This is a genomic window from Novosphingobium sp. KN65.2, assembly GCF_001368935.1.
Classification (GTDB): Bacteria; Pseudomonadota; Alphaproteobacteria; order Sphingomonadales; family Sphingomonadaceae; genus Novosphingobium; species Novosphingobium mathurense.
On the sequence record NZ_CCBH010000142.1, the window covers coordinates 66789 to 81486 of the forward strand.

The 14698-nt window shown below is 65.9% G+C and carries 19 protein-coding genes; 8 read left to right on the forward strand and 11 right to left on the reverse strand.

Annotation, left to right across the window (positions count from 1 at the left end):
• Positions 1 to 40: 40 nt before the first annotated feature.
• From SPHV1_RS07890 to flgB, 11 genes are read right to left on the reverse strand one after another with little or no spacing between them, the layout of a single operon-like run.
• Positions 41 to 961, reverse strand: coding sequence for a flagellar biosynthesis protein FlgL (locus tag SPHV1_RS07890; RefSeq protein ID WP_054945489.1), 921 nt, complete (start codon positions 959 to 961; stop codon positions 41 to 43).
• 7 nt (positions 962 to 968) lie between these two features.
• Positions 969 to 2306, reverse strand: coding sequence for a flagellar hook-associated protein FlgK (gene flgK / locus SPHV1_RS07895; RefSeq protein WP_054945490.1), 1338 nt, complete (start codon positions 2304 to 2306; stop codon positions 969 to 971).
• A gap of 3 nt (positions 2307 to 2309) precedes the next feature.
• On the reverse strand, positions 2310 to 2645 hold the full coding sequence (locus SPHV1_RS07900; protein ID WP_054945491.1) for a rod-binding protein: 336 nt from the start codon (positions 2643 to 2645) through the stop codon (positions 2310 to 2312).
• Positions 2642 to 3742 carry a flagellar basal body P-ring protein FlgI gene (locus SPHV1_RS07905; protein WP_054945492.1) on the reverse strand — a complete coding sequence of 367 codons (1101 nt, stop codon included), beginning with the start codon at positions 3740 to 3742 and terminating at the stop codon, positions 2642 to 2644. The genes SPHV1_RS07900 and SPHV1_RS07905 overlap by 4 nt, the downstream gene beginning before the upstream one ends.
• A 10-nt stretch (positions 3743 to 3752) precedes the next feature.
• Positions 3753 to 4433 (reverse strand): flagellar basal body L-ring protein FlgH, encoded by a 681-nt coding sequence (locus SPHV1_RS07910; RefSeq protein WP_054945555.1) that lies wholly within the window; start codon positions 4431 to 4433, stop codon positions 3753 to 3755.
• Between the two features lie 5 nt (positions 4434 to 4438).
• Positions 4439 to 5227 (reverse strand): flagellar basal-body rod protein FlgG, encoded by a 789-nt coding sequence (gene flgG, locus SPHV1_RS07915; RefSeq protein WP_054945493.1) that lies wholly within the window; start codon positions 5225 to 5227, stop codon positions 4439 to 4441.
• Positions 5228 to 5240: 13 nt separating this feature from the next.
• On the reverse strand, positions 5241 to 5984 hold the full coding sequence (locus SPHV1_RS07920; protein WP_054945494.1) for a flagellar basal body rod protein FlgF: 744 nt from the start codon (positions 5982 to 5984) through the stop codon (positions 5241 to 5243).
• 32 nt (positions 5985 to 6016) lie between these two features.
• Positions 6017 to 6832, reverse strand: coding sequence for a flagellar hook-basal body complex protein (locus SPHV1_RS07925; protein ID WP_054945495.1), 816 nt, complete (start codon positions 6830 to 6832; stop codon positions 6017 to 6019).
• A gap of 25 nt (positions 6833 to 6857) precedes the next feature.
• Positions 6858 to 7199 (reverse strand): flagellar hook capping FlgD N-terminal domain-containing protein, encoded by a 342-nt coding sequence (locus SPHV1_RS07930; RefSeq protein ID WP_054945496.1) that lies wholly within the window; start codon positions 7197 to 7199, stop codon positions 6858 to 6860.
• Positions 7196 to 7603, reverse strand: a complete 408-nt coding sequence (gene flgC / locus SPHV1_RS07935; RefSeq protein WP_054945497.1) for a flagellar basal body rod protein FlgC — start codon at positions 7601 to 7603, stop codon at positions 7196 to 7198. Before flgC ends, SPHV1_RS07930 begins: the two co-directional genes overlap by 4 nt.
• Position 7604: 1 nt before the next feature.
• Positions 7605 to 7952: a flagellar basal body rod protein FlgB gene (gene flgB / locus SPHV1_RS07940; RefSeq protein ID WP_007012298.1), complete on the reverse strand. Its 348-nt coding sequence runs from the start codon at positions 7950 to 7952 to the stop codon at positions 7605 to 7607.
• A 216-nt stretch (positions 7953 to 8168) separates the two neighbouring features.
• Here flgB and SPHV1_RS07945 point away from each other — a divergent pair, with 216 nt between their 5' ends.
• The 8 genes from SPHV1_RS07945 to SPHV1_RS07980 all read left to right on the forward strand — a co-directional run bounded on the left by SPHV1_RS07945 (position 8169) and on the right by SPHV1_RS07980 (position 14533).
• A complete protein-coding gene (locus SPHV1_RS07945) occupies positions 8169 to 8858 on the forward strand; it encodes a MotA/TolQ/ExbB proton channel family protein (protein ID WP_054945498.1) in 690 nt (229 codons plus the stop codon).
• Positions 8855 to 9385 carry a hypothetical protein gene (locus SPHV1_RS07950; RefSeq protein ID WP_054945499.1) on the forward strand — a complete coding sequence of 177 codons (531 nt, stop codon included), beginning with the start codon at positions 8855 to 8857 and terminating at the stop codon, positions 9383 to 9385. Before SPHV1_RS07945 ends, SPHV1_RS07950 begins: the two co-directional genes overlap by 4 nt.
• A gap of 20 nt (positions 9386 to 9405) precedes the next feature.
• Positions 9406 to 9906, forward strand: coding sequence for a flagella basal body P-ring formation protein FlgA (locus tag SPHV1_RS07955; RefSeq protein ID WP_054945500.1), 501 nt, complete (start codon positions 9406 to 9408; stop codon positions 9904 to 9906).
• A gap of 121 nt (positions 9907 to 10027) precedes the next feature.
• A complete protein-coding gene (gene flgM, locus SPHV1_RS07960; protein ID WP_054945501.1) occupies positions 10028 to 10351 on the forward strand; it encodes a flagellar biosynthesis anti-sigma factor FlgM in 324 nt (107 codons plus the stop codon).
• Positions 10348 to 10683 (forward strand): flagellar protein FlgN, encoded by a 336-nt coding sequence (locus tag SPHV1_RS07965; protein ID WP_231634580.1) that lies wholly within the window; start codon positions 10348 to 10350, stop codon positions 10681 to 10683. The genes flgM and SPHV1_RS07965 overlap by 4 nt, the downstream gene beginning before the upstream one ends.
• An 81-nt stretch (positions 10684 to 10764) precedes the next feature.
• Entirely contained in the window at positions 10765 to 11637 is an 873-nt protein-coding gene (locus tag SPHV1_RS07970) for a lytic transglycosylase domain-containing protein (RefSeq protein ID WP_231634581.1), read from the forward strand.
• Complete coding sequence (locus SPHV1_RS07975) at positions 11634 to 13763, forward strand: flagellar biosynthesis protein FlhA (RefSeq protein WP_054945503.1); 2130 nt, start codon at positions 11634 to 11636, stop codon at positions 13761 to 13763. Before SPHV1_RS07970 ends, SPHV1_RS07975 begins: the two co-directional genes overlap by 4 nt.
• Positions 13760 to 14533, forward strand: a complete 774-nt coding sequence (locus tag SPHV1_RS07980) for a sigma-70 family RNA polymerase sigma factor (RefSeq protein WP_054945504.1) — start codon at positions 13760 to 13762, stop codon at positions 14531 to 14533. The genes SPHV1_RS07975 and SPHV1_RS07980 overlap by 4 nt, the downstream gene beginning before the upstream one ends.
• The last annotated feature ends 165 nt before the right edge of the window (positions 14534 to 14698 follow it).

Consider the following 14698-nt stretch of genomic DNA (forward strand, 5'->3'; position numbering starts at 1 on the left):
AGTATGCGCCCGGTCCAGTCCCCCGGGACCGGGAAAAGCGTCAGCCCAACTTGTTGAACAGCGAAAGGTTGGCGAGCTTGGTGAAGCTGGCCTGGCTGGCTTCCAGTACCAGCAGCGCTTCCTGCAGCGAGGCTGCGGTGGAGGCGATGTCGGTCGAGCCGATTTCAGTCTCTTCGGTCGAGCGAAGCTGCGAAAGGTTGGTGCGGCGATCTGACGTCAGTTCGATCCAGGCCATGCGCGTGCCGACGACGGTCTGCCCGGTCGTCATCGCATCCAGCCCGGCCTTGAGCGCATCCAGTCCGTCGCGGGCGGCACCGGCCGGGTCGGCCGCCGCGCCTTGCAGGGCCGCACCGAGATCCTTGACCACCGACAGCAGGTCGGTCGGCGTGCCGTTCACCGTGAAGCTGAGGAATTCCGGACCGGTCAGCGAGCGCGAGACTGTCTGGCCTTCGCCAAGCGACAGGCTGCCCGAGCTGGCGGTGCCGACGTAGACGGGATTGCCGGCGCCATCGACCGAATAGGCATCGCCTGCGCTTTCGCCGCCGAACAGGGCATGGCCGTTCGAATCGCGAGCATTGGCGAGGTTCATCAGGGTCGAGTAGATCGAGTCCAGTTCGCGACCGATCGCGGCGCGCTGGGCGTCGTTGCTCGTTCCGCTGGCGGCCTGTGTGGCGAGTTCCTGCGCTCGGACCAGGGCCGTCGACATGTCCTTGATCGCGGCATCCGCCAGCGTCAGGTCGGCGTTCACCCGCTGTGAGTTCGACTTGTCGATGTTCGACAGCGATTCGAGGCGGGACAAAGAGCGCAGGCGCGACGCGGCGACCGGATCGTCGGACGAGCGCGCGAGCTTCTTGCCGCTGGAAAGCTGTGCCTGCAGCTTTTCGGTCTGGGCGCGCAAGTCCTGCAGATTGCTGCGGGACCGCTCGAAGAAGGCGCTGGTGCTGGTGGATACGATCGCCATGTCAGTCTCACCTGATGTTCAGGATGGAAGAGAAGATGTCGCTCGCCACCTGCATGACGCGACCGTTGGCCTGGAAGGCCTGCTGGTAGCGCACGAGGCTGACTGCTTCTTCGTCGAGGTTTACGCCGGTCTGCGCCTGGAGTGCGACCTTGGCAGTGCTGGCGATGGAATTGAGCGCGTCGCTGGTGACCTTGCGGCCGGCGACGGAACTGGAGATCGTGAAAAGCAACGTGTCCATGTCGCTCGCCGGATCGGCGCTTGCGAGGTCTTTGCGCATCTGCACGAGGTTGGCGGGATCGCGGCTGTTTGCACCGGCGCCAGCCGAAGCCGTCGCAATGGCGCTGCCGTTGCTGGCGATCATGGCGATGTCACCTGCGCCCGTGCCCGAAAAGATCGGCTGGCCGGTATTGCCGTTGAGGTCGACGCCGTTCGCCTGCGCGGTGTTGACGACGTTGATGATCTTGCCGGCGACAGCATCGAGCTGGCCGCGCGTGCTGGAAAGCTGGGTCAGCGCCTGGCTCTTGCCGGCGAGCGAACCCGAACTGATCGCGGCGGCATTGCCATCGAGCGTAAAGGAGATCGTGCCGTCCGCAGCGGTCGCCATGGCCAGCGTCGAGGCAGCGCCGCCGGAGACCATCGTCTGACCGGCAGTGCCGCCGATGGTGACGGTGACCGTCTTGTCGGCATTATAGGTGGTGTCGACGTTGGCGTACTTGCTCATCTGCTCGAGCAGCGAGTCGCGCTGGTCGAGCAGGGTGGTCTGGTCGCTCGACGCATCCGAGGCGCGCGCCAGGCGCAAGTTCACGCGGGCGAGTTCGCCAGCGATGCGATTGACTTCGTCGACGCCGCTGCCGGCCTCGAACTGCAGGCCCTTGGCAGCCGCGTCGAGGCTCGACGATGCGACGTTGAACGTCTCGGACATCGTGCGCGCCTGTTCCAGAACAGCGGCGCGCAGCGAACCGTCGGTGGGATCCGAAGCGAGTTGCTGCAGGCTGCCTTCGAAGGCGACGATGGAATCGTACACGCCGGTCTGCTCGACGGCGCTCTCGATATTTTCCAGGCCCTGGACCTCCGCGGCGGCGCGCGAAGCGTCGGCGCCGGTGCGGCGCACTTCTGCCTGGCGGAAGATGTCGGCATTGCGCACCACGCCATTGACCCGCACACCTGCCAGATTGACCTGCGCCGGAGCCGAACCGACCGAGTTCGCACCCAGTTCGGCCACGCTGACCGTGCGCCGGACATATCCTTCCGACGACGCGTTGGCGATGTTCTGCGCGGTCAGGTCCAGAGCGGTGCGGGCGGCCGCGGCACCGGACTTGGCAATCGAGAGAAGGTCTGAGGCCATGGCTTACCCTTGCGCCTTTGCTTGCGTCGCGTTTTCGCCGGCAGGTGCGGTTTCGGCAGGAAGGAAGCGCGCCATCTGCGCTTCGATGATCGAGGCCATGCCGAGCGTGCCGGTATCGGCCGCGACGTCGGCGAAGTGTTCGTCCTGAAGCTGCCGGAAGGTATCCATCGCCTGGCTGCCGAACACGTCCTCGCCGCCGAAGTCGGTCTTGCGGGCGGCGGCCAGCATCTGGCGCACGAAGATCGCTTCGAACTGCTTGGCGGTGGCGTGCAGCTTCTCGCGGTCGCTGCTCTGCGCCTTGACGTTCAGACCCGGCGTGGATGGGAGGATGACACTCATATCACCACCATCTCCGCCTTGAGCGCGCCGGCCTGCTTGAGCGCCTCGAGGATCGCCACGAGGTCGGACGGAGTGACGCCCAGCATGTTGAGGGCATCGACCACCGAGGACAGCGAAGCACCCGGCTTGAACATGGCGACCGAGCGCTTTTCCTCGTCGGTCGTGATCGTGCTGTTCTGCTCGACGGCGGTCTGGCCGCGGCTGAACGGAGCCGGCTGGACGACGGTCGGGTCCTCGTCGACGCGCACGGTCAGCTTGCCGTGGCTGATCGCGGCAGGCGAGAGGCGCACGGCGTTGTTGATCACGACGGTGCCGGTGCGGCTGTTGACGATGACGCGTGCGGCGGTTTCGGCCGGTTCGATCTCGATCATTTCGATCGCGGCCATGACGCTGGCGCGGGTGTCGGACTGGGGCGGCAGGCGCAGGGCGAGGGTGACGCCGTCCTCAACCGAGGCGGTGCCGGGCATGCGGCGGTTGATCGCGTCGCGCACGCGCGAGGCGGTCAGGAAGTCCGCGTTGAACAGGTTCCAGCGCAGCAGGGGATCGCTGTCGAAGCCGGTGGCGACCGCGCGTTCCACGCTGGCGCCGTCGGCGATGCGGCCCACGGTCGGGATGTTGACGGTGACGTTCGAGCCGTCCTTGCCCGAGATGCCGAGCCCGCCGACCGCCAGGTTGCCCTGGGCCATGGCGTAGATCTGGCCGTCCGCACCATAGAGCGGGGTCATGATCAGTGCGCCGCCGCGCAGCGACTTGGCCTTGCCGATCGTCGAGACGGTCACGTCGATGCGCTGGCCCGGCTTGGCGAAGGCAGGCAGGTCGGCGGTGATCATCACCGCGGCTGCGTTCTTGAGGCCCGGCGAAACTCCCGGCGGCAGGGTCAGGCCCATGCGGCCCGAAACGCCCTTCATCGCCTGGGTCAGGTATTCGAGGTTGTCGTCGCCGGTGCCGGGCAGGCCGACGACGATGCCGTAGCCGGTCAGCTGGTTGGAGCGCACGCCCTGGAACTGGCCGAGGTCGCGCACGCGCTCTGCGCTGGCGACGCCCGGGGTCAGCGCAGTCATTGCGGCGGCGAGGACGAGCAGGATTTTGCGGATCATCTCGGCCTCCTCAGAACGGCGAAATCATGTTGAAGAACTTGCCCAGCCAGCCCTGGCGGCTGGCGCGCTGGAGCGAGCCCTTGCCCGAATATTCGATCTTCGCGTCTGCAACGCGGGTCGAAAGGATCGAGTTTTCCGCGTCGACGTCGGCCAGGCGAACGATCCCGGAAAACCGGACCCATTCATCACCCTGGCTGAGCAACATCTGCTTTTCCCCTTTGACCAGCGCGGTGCCATTCGGCCGCACTTCGGCGATCGTGACGGAAAGCGTCGAGGCGAGCGAGCTCGTCTGGGCCGCATTTCCCTGACCGTTGAACGACGAATTGCTGCTGGCTTTAAGGGCATTGGGGTTCAAAAATGACAGCAGGCCGGCAGTCGGCGGGGTGATCGAGGCGCCGCCGCCCTTCTGGCTCTTGGAACTCACGGCCTTGGACGCGCTGGTCGTCTCGATCAGCACGATCGTCAGCGGATCGCCAACGCGGCGGGCGCGGTTGCCTTCGTAGAGCGGAGCATAGCCGGCCGAGACGTTGAAGATGCCGCCGGTCGGGGCAGCCGCTTCGACCGGAGCGGCCACCGGCAGGGTCGCCTCGAAGCCAGATGGTTCGTGCTTCTTGGCGAGGGCCGGGGCGGCGCCTGTCACCGCGAGCGCCGTGCCGGTGGCGATGACCGAAAGGATGGACTTGCGCGTCATGGCGATCACAGAGTCTGGTTGGCGTTCTTGAGCATGTCGTCGACCGACGAGATCATCTTCGAGTTGATCTCATAGGCGCGCTGGGTCTCGATCATGTCGACCAGTTCCTCGACGATGTTGACGTTCGAGGCTTCCAGCATGGCCTGGCGGATGTGGCCGCGGCCGTTCTCGCCGGCGATGCCGATCTGGGCCGGGCCACTTGCCGCGGTCTCCATCATGAAGTTGTCCGAGGCGGCCTGCAGGCCGCCCGGATTGGTGAAGCTGGCGGTCGTGATCTGGCCGAGCTGGGTCGGATCCGACTGGCCTGCGACTTGCGCCGAGACGGTACCGTCGGTCGAGATCGTCAGCGAGGTCGCGTTTTCCGGGACGGTGATCGGCGGCTGCAGGGGATAGCCCTGCGAGGTCACGATCAGGCCCTCGGCGGAGCGGGTGAAGTTGCCGGCGCGGGTATAGCCCAGCTGGCCGCCCGGAAGCTGAACCTGGAAGTAGCCGTCGCCGTCGAGCGCGAGGTCGAGGTTGTTGCCGGTCGCTTCCAGCGAGCCCTGCGTTTCCATGCGCGTGGTCGACTGCACGGCGACGCCGGTGCCCAGGTTCAGGCCGGTGGCGTAAGTCGTTTCCGTCGACGAGTCCGCACCTGCCACGCGGGCGTCCTGGTAGGCGAGGGTCGCGAAGTTGGCGCGGTCGCGCTTGAACGCGGTGGTCGCGACGTTGGCGAGGTTGTTGGCGATCACGCGCATGCGCTGGTCTTGTGCTTCGAGACCGGTGCGGGCGACCTGGAGTGCTGAGCTAGGCATGGATTCTTACTCCTCAGGATTCGATGCGCATGAGCCGCGCGCCGCCCTCGTCGAGCTGCTTGGCAGTCTCGATGAGTTTGGTGCGCATTTCGAAAAGGCGCTGGGCCGAGATCATCTCGACGAGCACTTCCGATGCGTTGACGTTGGACTGTTCGAGCGCTTGCGGGGTCAGCCGCGCGTTCTCGTCGACCGGTAAGGCGCCGCCGCCGCTTACGCGGAACTGGCCGGCAAGGTCTTTTTCGATTTTCGATCCGGTGGTGCTGACCAGTTTGAGGCGATCGAGGCGGACGGGTGGGGCTTCCGGAGTGGCCGGGTCCTTTACCAGCACGCCGCCGTCCGGGGCGATCGTGACGATCGAGCCGGGCGGGACGGTGACGGGACCGTTGTCGCCCAGAACCGGCAGGCCCTCGCCGTTCTCGATCACGCCGGTGACCGAAACGGAAAGGTCGCCACGGCGGGTATAGGCCTCGCCGCCGTCATAGGCCTGGACCGCCAGCATGGCATCGCCGTCGAGCGCGACGTCGAGGGGATTGCCGGTCGAGGTGACCGCGCCTTCCTTCATCGACGCGCCGCGCACTTCGGTGCTGGTCATCGCGCGTGCTTCCAGCTGCGGGCCTTCCAGCGTCATCGGCGTCGCCTGGATGATCTCCTTGCGAAAGCCGATAGTCTGGGCATTGGCCATGTTGCTCGCGATCACGCGCTCGCGCGTCATCGAGGCATTCATGCCGGAAACAGCGGTATAGATCAGCCGGTCCATCGGATCAGGTCCTCGTCAGCGTCTCAGGTGCCTCAGGTCCGCAGGTTGATGACGGTCTGCGAGATCTGCGAGGCGGTATCGATGGCCTTGGCATTGGCCTGGAAGTTGCGCTGCGCGGTGATCAGCGAAACCAGTTCCTCGGCGATGTCCACGTTCGAGCGTTCCAGCGAGCCCGAGAGCATGGAGCCGTAGAGACCCGTCTTGGGTTCGCCGTAGCTGGCGGCGCCGGAATTGCCGGTCGAGGTCCAGCTGGCGTTGCCCATCTGCTTCAGGCCGTTGGGGGCAAGGAACGAGGCCAGCGCAACGACGCCTACCGTGGTGTTGGAGCCGTCGGCATAAGTGGCGACGACCTGGCCCCTGTCGCCGATGGACACGCCTGCGAAGATCGAGCCGGCGGCATTGGTCTGCGGCAGCTGTGCATCCTGGAGGGTCGTGGTCGAGGTGACGGCGCCGGTCGCGTCGACCGGGAAGACCTGGAGGCGCGAGCCCTGCGCGTTCTTGATGAAGCCCTGTCCGTCGATGGAGAAGGCACCGGCGCGGGTATATTCGGTCTGTCCCGAAGTCGGCGAAACGACGGTGAAGAAGCCGTCGCCGTTGATCACGACGTCGAGCGCGTTGCCGGTCTGGTCGATCGGGCCGAGTGAGAAGTTCTGCTTCACCGCCGCGACGCGCGCGCCGATGCCCACGGTCGTCGAGGAGTCGGAGAAGACCGAGTTGGTGACGATGTCGGCAAAGGCGGTGTCGCTTTTCTTGAAGCCGCCGGTTTCCGCGTTGGCGATGTTGTTCGAGATGACGTTGAGGTCGGTCTGGGCGTTCTTGAGGCCGGTAAGCGAAGTGTAGAAAGACATGGCGTTAGTCTCCTGGAATGCAGTGTCAGGCGGCGGTCGAGCTGTCGGCCGCCTGCGAATCGGCTACTTTCTGGGCAAGCGAGGTCAGGGCCTCGTTGGTCGAGGTCTGGGCCGTGACGAGCGTGTCGAGCTTCGAGGAAATCGTGCTCAGGGTGTCGGACATCTCGGTCGTGCTGGAGAGCTGCGTGAACTGCGCCATCTGCGCCAGCATGTCCTTCTGGTCGACCGGGTTGGTCGGGTCCTGCTGCTGCATCTGCGCGAGCATCAGCTTGAGGAAGTCCCCCGAGTTGAGCGCAGCGAGCGGCGACTTCGAGTTCGACGAGGTGCTCGTCGACGCGCTTGTCGAGTTTACGGAAGTCACGGTCATTTGAGCCTCATCGTTTCGAGCATGAGTTGCTTTGCGGTGGTGAGAGCCTCGACCATGTTCTGGTACTGGCGGGAGGCCTCGAGCATCTCGACCATCTCGGCGTTCTCATCGACGGGAGCGGCCCAGACATCGCCGTTTGCATCGGCGAGCGGGTGGTCGGGATTGTGTTCGCGCACCGCCGCGGCCTGTTCGCGGACCACGCCTTGCACCTGGACGGTGGCAAGGCCGCTGGCGCGATCGAGGTCCTCGGCGAAGACGGCGCGGATCGGCTTGTAGGCATCCGCTTCGCTGCCCGACACGGTGCCGGCGTTGGCGAGGTTGGATGCGGCTGCGTTCATGCGCACGAGCTGGGCGGACATGCCGCGCTGTGCGACGTCGAAGATGGTGAAGGGCTGACCGGCCATCTTATTCACCTCTCAGTGCGCGTTTGACGTTGTCGACGCGCGAGCGGATGAACTCGAGCGTCGTGGCATAGCCGACGGCGTTTTCCGAAAAGGCGAGCTGCTCGTTCTGCAGCTCCACGGTATTGCCGTCGAGCGAGGGCATTACCGGAATGCGGTACTGCGTGGCGCTCTGGGCAGCGCTCTCGATATCGGCGCCGTTGCTCGCGGACTTCAGTGCTGCGGCGAAATCGATGTCGCGCGCCTTGTAGCCCGGGGTCCCGGCATTCGCGATGTTCGAGGCGATCACGCCCATACGCTCGGAGCGAAGCTCGAGCGCCTTGGCGTGAATTCCGAACAGGTCCTGCGGCATTTGTCCTGGCTCCAGGTTTAGTCTGCCGAGGTAATTCGCAAGGACCGTGCCAGTTTTCCCAAGACCCCTGGATTTCCGGGCTTTTGCCGCAGGCTTGCCGGGGGCGGCAGGGCAGGGCGGCAATCCCTTGCCGGGTGGCGGCAAAAACCCTCCGCCAACCCCCTGAAATTCCGGCATTGCCGTCCGTTCTATGCTGCACGAAGGAGAAGCAGCTTCATGCAGGTCGACAATCTGTTCGATGCCACTAGTGCCCTTATCGTCGTGGGCGGTACGGTCGCGGCAACGGTCATGCGGTGCGGCATCCGGGACAGCCGGACCGCGGTGGCCTCGCTGGGCGGCCTGTTCGCGAAGCGCTTCGATGCTGCCCGCGCCCGGGCCGAACTGGCCGGGCACGTGCGGGAAATGCAGACCGACGGCGTCATCCGCACGGCTCCCCATCATTTCGGTGATGCGGAATTCGACGAGGCGACCGATTCCCTGATCGGCACCCGCTCCATCGGCGCGCTGCAGGCGGCCCATGTCGCCCACAAGCGCCGCCGAGTGGTGCGCAATCGCCGTGCCGTGCGCACGTTCAACCAGGCGGCAGACCTCTCTCCGGTCTTCGGCCTCGCCGGCACGCTCGTCTCGCTCAGCCAGCTGCCCGGCGGCCCGGAAGGGGCGGGGGACTTCACCACCGCAATCTCGATGGCCGTGCTGACCACCCTCTACGGGCTGCTGCTGGGCAATATCGTCTTCGCTCCGCTTGCGCGCGTGGTCGCGCGCGTGGGCGCGAAAGAAGAGCGCGAGCGCCAAAAGGTCCTCGACTGGCTCGAAGGCCAGCTCATCTCCGCATTGCCGGCACATGCACGCCCCGCGGCGATGGAAAAGGCTGTGACCTCCATCGCCTCGCGCAGTTCAAGGGCGTGAGCGGGCGCGCTTCGGTCGGTTGGCAAACCGCGCTGGCCGACCTTTCCCTGATCCTGTTCATGGTAACTGCGGCGGCGGTCAGCCGGCAGCCGCCCGAGGCCTTTGCCAAGGCTGGAAAAATCGCGGAGCAGGCTGGCGGCGGGGCGGCGGTTTCGCCGCAGTCCGAACCGTTGGCCGTCTATGTGGATGCGCCGGGCGCGCCGCCGCTATCGCAATGGCTGGAGCAGCAGGCCGTCGATCCGCGCCAGCAGCTCACGATTACAGCGCATTACGGCGATGCTCCCGAAGCGCAGGCTCGCGCGATGGCCGATGCGACACGCCTGCTCGAGGATGCCGGACGGGCCGGCCATGCCGCTCGCATTGTCGTCGAACCCGGGCTCGGACCGTCACGGGTCGTCATCGCCTACGACGCGCCGTTGGTGAACGGCGAGGGCGCGGTGGCCGCACAGGTCAGCCTCTCGACGAACGATACGCAAGGAAATGCGCCGGAAGTGGCACGGAAATTGCAGGTGTCAGGCCAAAGTTAGAGCTACAGGATACCCTGAAGATGACGACTGGCCTTGCCCTCGCTGCCGCTGCGGCAGCTTCCGCCCTTGCCGGCTTTGCCGATCTCGACGCAATCGACCGGCAGGTCGCCGGATTTACCGGAGCGCCGACCGGTGCGGTCGGCGGCGCCTTGACGGGTGTCGACCGGCGATTGCGCCTGCAGCCTTGCCGTAGCGGGTTGGCGCTGTCCTGGCGCACGACGATGCATGACAGCGTCGTCGTCCAGTGCGGCGATGCCAACGGCTGGCGGATTTTCGTGCCGGTGCGTCAGGCTGCGCCGGTCGCTTCTGCCCCCGTGGCCAATGCAATCAACCGCGGCGATGCAGTCGCCATTTCGATTTCCGGTGACGGATTCTCGGTGTCGCAACCGGGTGAGGCCCTCGATTCCGGTGCGGTGGGCGACTGGATCCGGGTGCGTCCGGCAACCGGCACGCGCACCCGCGCCGAACCGATGCGCGGCCGCATCGAACGCCCGGGCGTGGTATCCATTCCCTTGCCCTGAAGAAAATCTTTCGGTTTGCCCTTAGTCACTTGCGGCTCAATTCGAAATTTTTTGCACCAGGGCATTAAAAGAACCTTAGCCCCGCCGTCCTAAGCTGCAGGAACTTTCAAGGAGCGGCACTATGCCACCTATCGAAGTGGGACCTGCACGCGCAATTACCGCGATCAGTGCCAGGCTGGCCCGCACGGCGGGCAATGACTCCCTGCCCGGCGCGAACAGCGTCGCGGCAGCCAACAAGACTGTGCCGGCGGACAAGCAGGCGGCCATTACTGCCGGTGCTGCCGTCGAAACGACCGAGGCGCTCGACCCGAGCGCGCCCCCGGTCAATGCAGAACGAGTAAAGCAGATCCGCAAGGCGGTGGAATCGGGGACCTATCCCCTCGTTCCCGCCGAAATCGCGGACGCCATGATTGCAGCCGGTGTGCTGCTGAGGAGCGGCAAGTGATTACCCAGACCGAGCTTCGTGACACCCTGCGGCAGATGCTTGCCGTGCTGGAAGAAGAGCGGCAGGCGCTTGCCGGCCTCGATCTCGACGGGATCGTCGGTGCGACCAATGTCAAGGACCGCCTCTGTGGGACGCTCGGCAATGCCGATGGCATCGAGCTCGACGATGAGTGCCGCAGCATGATCGACACGGCCAAGCGCCTTAACGAGGTGAACCGCCAGGTCCGCAATATCATTGCCGCCAATGTCACGACGCGTCTCAATGCGATTGTCGGCAGCCCGCAGGTCTATAGCGCCGCTCCGCGCTATGCGCAGGCAGTGGGCCGCAACTGAGGTTTGCGTTCCCCGGCAGGATCCGTTTGGCACGGTTCTTGCTGAAACACTCCCGGTTAGATTTTCGACCGGGAGCCGGAATTGAGCGATGCATCAGGAATCGGTGGGGTAGGAAGCCCGAATGGCGGTGGCACTCGCGTGCAGGCCGCCATTGCGCGTGCCGCTGCCGCCACTGGCGTCGACTTCAAGTACCTGATGGCCCAGGCCAAGCTCGAATCCAGCATGGATCCGGGCGCCAGGGCGGCGACCTCCAGCGCTGCCGGCCTCTACCAGTTCACCCAGGGTACCTGGGTCGAGACGCTCGACCGGCATGCCGAACGCCACGGCCTCGACTGGGTCGGCTCGGCGATTGACGGTGGCCGGATCACCGATCCCGCGATGCGCGCACAGATCATGTCGCTGCGCTACGATCCCGATACGTCGGCGATGATGGCCGCCGAGCTCGCCAGCGACAACCGCGCCGAACTGACCGGTGTTCTGGGCCGCGAGCCGGACTCGTCCGAACTCTATCTCGCCCACTTCCTCGGCATTTCCGGCGCCAGCCAGTTCCTGTCGGCCTTGGGCACCAATCCTTCGCAGAGCGCCGCGTCGATCCTGCCCAAAGCGGCAGCGGCCAATCGCGGCATCTTCTTCGACGGGGGAGCACCGCGCAGCGTCGGCGGTGTCATGGATCTCATCCGTGGCAAGGTCTCGCAGGCGATGAACGGCGAAGCGCCGTCGCAGTGGGCGGCGATGTCGACCAATGCGCAGCTTGCCGCGACACCGGCCGCGCAACAATCGCATCTCGGGCCGATCGCCCGCGAATTTCATGCGGGACTGGGCGAGGCGCCGCAGATGGCGTCGCACTCCATGTCCGCGACCCTTCAGGGCACTTTCGGTTCGGGCTCGGGGGCGGATGCCGCCCCGGCCCATGTCCGTAACGCCTACGCCAAGCTTGCGAGGTTCGGGCTGTGAATCTGTTCAAACGCGTTTCGGACCCCGGATCGCTGGCCCTGCCGGGCGGCATCCTCACGCTTATCGTGCTGATGATCGTGCCGGTCCCGGCCATCGTCCTCGACATTTCCTTCGTCATGAACATCGCGCTCTCGGTCGCGATCCTGATGGCGGCGATGAACGCGGACAAGCCGCTGGACTTCTCCTCGTTCCCGTCGGTCCTGCTGTTCGCGACGCTGCTGCGCCTGGCGCTCAACGTCGCCTCGACGCGCGTCGTGCTGGTTCACGGGCACGAGGGCGAGGCAGCCGCGGGCAAGGTCATCGAATCCTTCGGTGCCTTCCTCATTGGCGGCAACTTCGCGGTCGGCATCTTCGTCTTCCTGATCCTGATGATCATCAACATGGTCGTGGTGACCAAGGGCGCGGGCCGTGTGTCGGAAGTTTCGGCACGCTTTACCCTCGACGCCTTGCCCGGCAAGCAGATGGCGATCGACGCCGACCTTGCCGCCGGCCTGCTCACTGCCGACGAGGCCAAGGCCCGCCGCCGCGAAGTCTCCACCGAGGCGGACTTCTACGGCTCGATGGACGGTTCGTCGAAATTCGTGAAGGGCGACGCGATCGCGGCGCTGCTGATCCTTGGCGTCAACATCATCGCCGGTTTCTGCCTTGGCATGATCAGCCACGGCCTGTCCGCCGGAGAAGCCGCGCAGACCTATATCACGCTGGCCATCGGCGACGCGCTGGTCGCGCAGGTTCCCTCGCTGCTGCTGTCGATTGCCGCCGCGGTCATCGTCACCCGCGTTTCCGACACCCGCGACCTTGCCGGCCAGATCGGCGGCCAGTTTGCCGATCCCGGCACATGGTTGCCGGTTGCCGTCGTACTCGGCGCGATGGGCATGATCCCGGCGATGCCGCAGTCGATCTTCCTGCCGGCCTCGGGTCTCGCCTTCTGGCTGTGGCATACGCTCAAGAAGCGGCGCGACCGCCCGGTCGTGGTGGCCGAGCCGATGCCCGAACCGGTCGATCCGGCGAAGATCGAGCTGGAGGAAGTCTCCGACCACACGCTCGTCACCATCGAACTTGGCTATGGTCTCGTCCAGCTGGTCGACGACCGCAGGGGCTCGCCGCTGGTTCAGCGCGTTACCGGGGTGCGCAAGCAGCTGAGCCAGGCCTTCGGCTTCATCGTGCCGCAGTTCCGGGTGCGCGATGCGCTCGACATGCCGCCGCACGAATATCGCATCCTGCTGGGCGGCGTGAACCTGGGCGGTGCGATGATCCGTGCCGACAAGGTGCTGGCGATCGATGCCGGTGAAGTGCGGCCCACCCACACGCTCAAGGGCGAGGCAACGCGCGATCCCAGCTTCGGCTGCCCCGCCTTGTGGATCGATCCGGCCCAGCGCGACCATGCCACGGCCGAGGGCTTCCTCACCGTCGATGCCGGCACCGTGATCGCCACGCACCTCAACCAGCTCCTGTCGGAGCGTCCGCAGGACATGCTCGGCCCGGATCAGGTCAAGGACCTGCTGGAATCGCTCAAGGAACATGCCTCGGGCCTCGTCGAAACGATCCATCCCCAGCCGCTCACGCTGGCCGCGATCACCCGCCTGCTGCGCTCTTTGCTGGAGGATCACATCCCGATCTCGCATCCGGTGCCGATCCTGCAGAGCCTCAGCCGCGCGGTGCAGCAGACGGTCGATCACGACCGGCTGGTGGAACTCCTGCGCGCGGATTTGGGCGCCCTGATCGTCGGTCGCATCTGCCCGCCGCACGAGCGCCTGCCGGTCCTGACGCTCGACGCCGGGCTGGAATCCGCCATCGTGCAGGGCATGCAGGATCCGGTCACCGGACAGCCGGTGATCGAACCCGACCTTGCCCGCATGATCGGCGAGCGCGTCTCCGAGCTTTCGGAGGCCCGCGGGAACGGTGCGATCCCGCTCACGCTGGTCGTCCAGCCCCGCGCCCGCCGCACCCTCGCCGCGCTGCTGCGCCTGCGCGCGCCCTCGTGTCTCGTTCTCAGCATTGCCGAACTGCCGGCGACCCAACCGATCGAGGTGGTCGACGTCATCGGCAGCGCACCTCCGCAGCGACAGGCCCCCGGCCTGCCGCGACCAGACCACAACGATCCAGCTGAAAGCATGGCAGCATGAAGCACGATCCCAATGCATTCGCGCCCGCGCCGACCTACAAGGTCAACACTGCGCAGTCCCGACGTGTCAGTGGCGCCTATCAGGGCGACGTGGCTGACCGGGTTCGCCGGTTCCTCCCCATGGTCAGGCGGCTTGCCTGGCATGTGAACGGCACCGGGCGACCGGGCATCGAACTCGAAGACCTGATGCAGGCGGGTCTTGTCGCCCTGACCGAATGCGCCCAGCGTCACCAGGGGCCGGGCGAGGACGGCTTTGCCGCCTATGCCAAGATGCGCGTGCGCGGGGCGATGGTGGACCTGATCCGCCGTACGATTCCCATGTCGCGCGGGGCCAGCGAAAGGCGTCGCCTGCTGGCCGAAAAGCAGACCGAACTGCGCGGGGTGCTGGGCCGCGATCCATTGCCGCAGGAACTGGCCGAGGCCATGGGCATCGACGAAGCCGAACTGCACGCCCTGCGCGATTCCAGCCAGCCGCTACACTTCGAGCCGATCGACGAAATCTATTCCGACCAGAACATGGCCTTTGCCGACGAGACTCCCGACAGCCTTTCCATCCTCGAGGACGAGGAGATGCGCGAGGCGGTCATCGCCGCGATCGCCGAACTGCCCGAGAGGCTAAAGCTGATCGTCTCGCTCTATTTCGTCGAGGAACTGAACCTCTCCGAAATCGCGCAAGTGCTCGATGTCTCGATCCCGCGCGTCCACCAGCTCAAGGCGCAGGCGCTGGCCAAGCTGCGGGAGGCGCTGGAGGGCATGGCGGAGATCATCTGATTCCGGCCTGAAGAGCGTGCAGAACTGCACGTTCGACGGGGCCGGAACGCAGGCTTGCCGCCTGCACGGCAACCGTTTGCCGCATTTGCCGCCTCATTTGCGACGAGGCGTTCGTGGCGATGCAACTACACCCTCTCCCGGCCGCTTCAACATACGCGGGGACGG

Bases quoted from the DNA above. Each gene is read 5' to 3' on its own strand.
- SPHV1_RS07890 (WP_054945489.1), bottom strand. From the start codon at position 961: ATGGCGATCGTATCCACCAGCACCAGCGCCTTCTTCGAGCGGTCCCGC.
- flgK (WP_054945490.1), bottom strand. From the start codon at position 2,306: ATGGCCTCAGACCTTCTCTCGATTGCCAAGTCCGGTGCCGCGGCCGCC.
- SPHV1_RS07900 (WP_054945491.1), bottom strand. From the start codon at position 2,645: ATGAGTGTCATCCTCCCATCCACGCCGGGTCTGAACGTCAAGGCGCAG.
- SPHV1_RS07905 (WP_054945492.1), bottom strand. From the start codon at position 3,742: ATGATCCGCAAAATCCTGCTCGTCCTCGCCGCCGCAATGACTGCGCTG.
- SPHV1_RS07910 (WP_054945555.1), bottom strand. From the start codon at position 4,433: ATGACGCGCAAGTCCATCCTTTCGGTCATCGCCACCGGCACGGCGCTC.
- flgG (WP_054945493.1), bottom strand. From the start codon at position 5,227: ATGCCTAGCTCAGCACTCCAGGTCGCCCGCACCGGTCTCGAAGCACAA.
- SPHV1_RS07920 (WP_054945494.1), bottom strand. From the start codon at position 5,984: ATGGACCGGCTGATCTATACCGCTGTTTCCGGCATGAATGCCTCGATG.
- SPHV1_RS07925 (WP_054945495.1), bottom strand. From the start codon at position 6,832: ATGTCTTTCTACACTTCGCTTACCGGCCTCAAGAACGCCCAGACCGAC.
- SPHV1_RS07930 (WP_054945496.1), bottom strand. From the start codon at position 7,199: ATGACCGTGACTTCCGTAAACTCGACAAGCGCGTCGACGAGCACCTCG.
- flgC (WP_054945497.1), bottom strand. From the start codon at position 7,603: ATGGCCGGTCAGCCCTTCACCATCTTCGACGTCGCACAGCGCGGCATG.
- flgB (WP_007012298.1), bottom strand. From the start codon at position 7,952: ATGCCGCAGGACCTGTTCGGAATTCACGCCAAGGCGCTCGAGCTTCGC.
- SPHV1_RS07945 (WP_054945498.1), top strand. From the start codon at position 8,169: ATGCAGGTCGACAATCTGTTCGATGCCACTAGTGCCCTTATCGTCGTG.
- SPHV1_RS07955 (WP_054945500.1), top strand. From the start codon at position 9,406: ATGACGACTGGCCTTGCCCTCGCTGCCGCTGCGGCAGCTTCCGCCCTT.
- flgM (WP_054945501.1), top strand. From the start codon at position 10,028: ATGCCACCTATCGAAGTGGGACCTGCACGCGCAATTACCGCGATCAGT.
- SPHV1_RS07980 (WP_054945504.1), top strand. From the start codon at position 13,760: ATGAAGCACGATCCCAATGCATTCGCGCCCGCGCCGACCTACAAGGTC.